This window comes from Buttiauxella warmboldiae (assembly GCF_003818135.1).
Taxonomy (GTDB): Bacteria; Pseudomonadota; Gammaproteobacteria; order Enterobacterales; family Enterobacteriaceae; genus Buttiauxella; species Buttiauxella warmboldiae.
Genome location: NZ_RPOH01000114.1, coordinates 1 through 4,390, shown reverse-complemented (window position 1 = coordinate 4,390; position 4,390 = coordinate 1). Strand labels below are relative to the sequence as shown.

The following is a 4,390-nucleotide window of genomic DNA, read 5'->3' as shown; positions in this document are numbered from 1 at the left end:
TTCAAATTTTTCTTTAGACATCGATTGTCCCTCTAAGACACGGATAAATCGGTGATATCACCACATCAACCAGGCGCAAGCCTGAATTTGTTGAATTTATTAACAGAAGAGAAACAGGAAGGATAAAGGAGGTGGTGCTGATAGGCAGATTCGAACTGCCGACCTCACCCTTACCAAGGGTGCGCTCTACCAACTGAGCTATATCAGCACATCTGGAGCGGGCAGTGGGAATCGAACCCACATCATCAGCTTGGAAGGCTGAGGTAATAGCCATTATACGATGCCCGCATCCTGGAACTCGGCTACCTGCTTAAATTCTGTATTCAACTGAGGAAAGGCTCCTCAGCTTTCGAGCCGACTAGTTGGTTCTTGTCGTCTCGGGCTACGCACTGCGCGGCCTGAAAATGGTGGTGGGGGAAGGATTCGAACCTTCGAAGTCGATGACGGCAGATTTACAGTCTGCTCCCTTTGGCCGCTCGGGAACCCCACCTGGCACTTGATGGTGCCGACTACCGGAATCGAACTGGTGACCTACTGATTACAAGTCAGTTGCTCTACCTACTGAGCTAAGTCGGCATCAAGTAGCGCGCATTCTAGGAAGACCGGCCCCGCGATGCAACAAAAAAATTAAAGAAAATGCACTACCGCCTATATTTTGCGCGATAGCTCGTAAAACTGGTGGATTAAGCAGCATTCCCGAGTGGTTTTTGTACGCCCAATGGCATCGTGAGCTGGAGAGACAGTGGCAACATCCTTTTCTTTACCTCCCGCGCCACGTAGCAGGGCACTCAGCTGGCGCACTTTTGAGGCGAGTTTCTATTTTTGCGCCTGAAAATACCTGTTATGCCCATTATCTATGCTTTGCATCGCTACGGTGAGATGCCCGTAAAGAAGGAAGCATGATAAAAACGGTTCCTCTTATGTAGTGCATCGCGAGTTAAGGGCTGGCATCAATGGGTTGCTTTGCTTTGAAAGCATCTCCCACTATGTTTTTTTCTTATTATTCTCCTTCATCTGGTGTTACCCTCCTGCCCATTGTGAAAAGTAATATACGTTGCACGCCTTTGATTACCTGAGATGAGTCCTCTTTTCTCAGTCTGCGTACTACGTTCATTTTTGTCCTGAATTACAGGCAGAAGCATGCTTATGAGTAATAAAGAGCAAATGTTGACGACTCCTTATATGCAGTTCAACCGCAGCCAATGGGCAGCCCTGCGTGAATCAGTACCGATGACGCTGAGCGAAGGTGAAATCACCCGGTTGAAAGGCATTAATGAGGATCTCTCTTTAGAGGAAGTGGCCGAAATTTATCTGCCGCTCTCGCGTCTACTGAATTTTTATATCAGTTCCAATCTGCGCCGCCAGGCGGTGTTAGAACAATTCCTGGGCACTAATGGGCAGCGTATTCCCTACGTCATTAGTATTGCGGGCAGTGTTGCGGTAGGGAAAAGCACTACGGCACGCGTACTGCAAGCCTTGCTTAGCCGCTGGCCTGAACACCGGCGCGTAGAGTTGATCACCACTGATGGTTTTCTGCATCCGAATAAGGTGTTGAAAGAACGCAATCTGATGAAGAAAAAAGGATTCCCACAATCCTATGATATGCATCGTCTGGTGAAGTTCGTTTCTGATATTAAATCAGGCGCGCCAAATGTAACGGCCCCGGTTTATTCTCACCTGATTTATGATGTGATCCCTGATGGGGATAAGACAGTTGCCCAGCCTGATATCTTAATTCTTGAAGGGTTAAATGTTTTACAAAGCGGCATGGATTATCCACACGATCCACATCATGTATTTGTATCGGATTTTGTCGATTTCTCGATATATGTCGATGCGCCAGAAGATCTGCTACAGGATTGGTATATTACGCGCTTCCTGAAGTTCCGTGAAGGTGCATTTACCGACCCGGATTCCTATTTCCACAGCTATGCAAAGCTTTCAGAAGAGGAAGCTGTGAATGTCGCATTACAACTCTGGAAAGAGATTAACTGGCTGAATCTTAAAGAAAACATTCTTCCAACGCGTGAGCGCGCTAGTCTGATTATGACCAAAAGCGCAAACCATGAGGTCGAGTGCGTACGTCTCAGAAAATAAAGAATGGGGGCGCAAAACCCCCTTTTCTTTTAATTTACGCCACGCAGGGATATTTCCCCGCCGACCCAGGGTTTAATTACCCCATCCTGTTCTAATAACAGCCCGCCTTGTTCGTTAATTCCTCTTGAAATACCATAGATTTCTTTATCACCAATAATTAATTTAACCTGGCGATGAATAAAGTTATCCAATGATTCCCAACGCGGTAAAAACGGCACCAGGCCTTCCTCTTCAAAGAGAGATAATGCCTGACGTAGCTCTTTTATTATTTTAATGGCTAAGGCGTTACGATCTATATGAATGCCTGCTTCCTGAAGATTAATCCAGCTCTGATTAATCATGTCATTCGCCATATTACTCATAGCAAGATTAATACCTGCGCCGATAACAATTTGTGCGGCGTCACCTGTTTTACCGGTTAACTCGACCAGAATACCGGCTAACTTACGGTCATTAAGGTACAGATCGTTAGGCCATTTAACCCGGACATTTTCTGCGCCCAGCTCACGCAGCACCTCCGCCATGACAATGCCGATAACCAGGCTCAGCCCCACGGCAGCCGCAGGGCCTTGTTCAAGTCGCCAGTACATTGAAAGATAGAGATTGGCGCCGAATGGCGAAAACCACTGGCGGCCACGGCGGCCGCGGCCAGCCTGCTGATATTCAGCAATGCAGGCATCTCCAGAGTGCAGTGTTTCCAGCCTGTCCATCAGATATTGATTGGTAGAATCAATGACCGGCAGTACCGCAACTGACCCCGTTTCAATTTGTGCTTTTATCAGCTCTTCATTAAGCAGCTGGATAGGATTCGGGAGGCTATAGCCTTTTCCCGGGACGGTAAAAACATCCACTCCCCAGTCTCTTAATGTTTGAATATGCTTATTTATCGCTGCGCGACTCATACCAAGCTGTTCGCCTAATTGCTCGCCAGAATGGAATTCGCCATCAGCAAGAATGCTAATCAGCGTGAGGGGAATTTTATTATCTTTCATGCAATGGTCTCCACTGCGCTAACTTCACCTTTTGCTCCGATAAAACGGACCTCCGGCTCCAGCCACACATTAAATTTTTTCCCAACACACTGACGAACGTGATGAGCCAGATCGACAATATCCTGGCTGGATGCATTATTTACATTGACCAACACCAGCGCTTGCTGTTGATGCACCCCAGCCCCGCCAACTTGATAACCTTTCAGCTGGCAGCGATCGATTAACCAACCTGCGGCCAGTTTTACTGAACCATCAGCCTGAGGATAGTGCGGAAGTGTCGCGAAGGTCGCAAGCAATGCTTCCGCCTGCTCGGCAGCAACCACCGGGTTCTTAAAGAAGCTACCTGCATTTCCGTTAATACGCGGGTCCGGAAGTTTTGTGCTGCGCATGTGGCAAACCGCGTTAAAAACTTCCAGTGGGGTAACTTTTTCTGCCTCCAGGCCAGTCAGATCGCCATAGGTTAATACTGGCTGCCACACTTTCGCTAAACGCAGCCCTACCGCTACGATTGCATAATGATCCTGATATGCATGCTTAAAAATACTGTCACGATAGCCAAACTGGCACTGCGAATTAGTCAGGCGATGCATCTCACCACTGAGTAAATCAACGCAATCCACATAGTGGCAGACGCTTTTAAGCTCAACGCCGTAAGCACCAATATTCTGAATGGGTGAAGAGCCTGCACACCCCGGAATCAAAGCCAGGTTTTCAAGCCCCGGCATACCTTGCTGCAAAGTATATTCAACCAGCCGATGCCAGTTTTCACCCGCTCCGACGTGAAGATACCAGGCATCATCTTGCTCGGTAACCTCAATACCTGAAATACGGTTGATGATGACCGTACCAGAATAGTCTTCAAGGAAGAGAATGTTACTTCCCTCTCCCAGGATCAAAGCCGGTATATTTTTAGCGACTGTCTCACTCCAGGCTTCTTTTAGCTGCTGTATAGTTTCAGCAATGACAATCTGTGAAGCTTTGGCCTGAATACCGAATGTATTAAAGGGTTTAAGAGAAGCGCTCATGTTGGGTATCTTTCCTGAGTTTAAACCCGGTTAGTTTACCTTATATGCCAGGGATTGGCTTGTGTGAAGGGAGACAGGAAGGAGCAGTTGCATAAATCGCAGACAGCAAAAAGCCCTGTACGTCAGTACAGGGCTTTCCACTTATTTGGAGCCTGGCAGTTCCCTACTCTCGCATGGGGAGACCCCACACTACCATCGGCGCTACGGCGTTTCACTTCTGAGTTCGGCATGGGGTCAGGTGGGACCACCGCGCTACTGCCGCCAGGCATATTCTGT

At 47.9% G+C, this 4,390-nt stretch carries 3 protein-coding genes, 4 tRNA genes and 1 rRNA gene; 1 reads left to right on the top strand and 7 read right to left on the bottom strand.

The genetic code is table 11. The features are described from left to right. Nucleotides 1–132: 132 nt before the first annotated feature. The 4 genes from EHN07_RS20045 to EHN07_RS20030 form a co-directional block, all read right to left on the bottom strand. Nucleotides 133–208 (bottom strand) — tRNA-Thr (locus EHN07_RS20045). Nucleotides 209–213: 5 nt separating this feature from the next. After that, nucleotides 214–288 (bottom strand) — tRNA-Gly (locus EHN07_RS20040). 117 nt (nt 289–405) lie between these two features. Continuing rightward, nucleotides 406–490: transfer RNA gene (locus tag EHN07_RS20035), tRNA-Tyr, on the bottom strand. A gap of 10 nt (nt 491–500) precedes the next feature. Further along, nucleotides 501–576, bottom strand: a tRNA-Thr gene (locus tag EHN07_RS20030). Between the two features lie 570 nt (nt 577–1,146). On the opposite strand from EHN07_RS20030, the gene coaA reads away from it, so the two are divergent. Further along, nucleotides 1,147–2,097: a type I pantothenate kinase gene (gene coaA / locus EHN07_RS20025; RefSeq protein WP_208647010.1), complete on the top strand. Its 951-nt coding sequence runs from the start codon at nt 1,147–1,149 to the stop codon at nt 2,095–2,097. A 29-nt stretch (nt 2,098–2,126) separates the two neighbouring features. On the opposite strand, the gene birA is transcribed toward coaA, so the two are convergent. The 3 genes from birA to rrf all read right to left on the bottom strand — a co-directional run bounded on the left by birA (nt 2,127) and on the right by rrf (nt 4,380). Beyond that, nucleotides 2,127–3,089 carry a bifunctional biotin--[acetyl-CoA-carboxylase] ligase/biotin operon repressor BirA gene (birA, locus tag EHN07_RS20020; RefSeq protein WP_124025761.1) on the bottom strand — a complete coding sequence of 321 codons (963 nt, stop codon included), beginning with the start codon at nt 3,087–3,089 and terminating at the stop codon, nt 2,127–2,129. After that, complete coding sequence (murB, locus tag EHN07_RS20015; RefSeq protein WP_124025760.1) at nt 3,086–4,114, bottom strand: UDP-N-acetylmuramate dehydrogenase; 1,029 nt, start codon at nt 4,112–4,114, stop codon at nt 3,086–3,088. Before murB ends, birA begins: the two co-directional genes overlap by 4 nt. A 150-nt stretch (nt 4,115–4,264) precedes the next feature. Then, nucleotides 4,265–4,380, bottom strand: a 5S ribosomal RNA gene (rrf, locus tag EHN07_RS20010). Nucleotides 4,381–4,390 lie beyond the last annotated feature (10 nt).

Excerpts from the sequence above, each read along its gene's own strand:
- coaA (WP_208647010.1), top strand. The coding sequence starts at position 1,147 with ATGAGTAATAAAGAGCAAATGTTGACGACTCCTTATATGCAGTTCAAC.
- birA (WP_124025761.1), bottom strand. The coding sequence starts at position 3,089 with ATGAAAGATAATAAAATTCCCCTCACGCTGATTAGCATTCTTGCTGAT.
- murB (WP_124025760.1), bottom strand. The coding sequence starts at position 4,114 with ATGAGCGCTTCTCTTAAACCCTTTAATACATTCGGTATTCAGGCCAAA.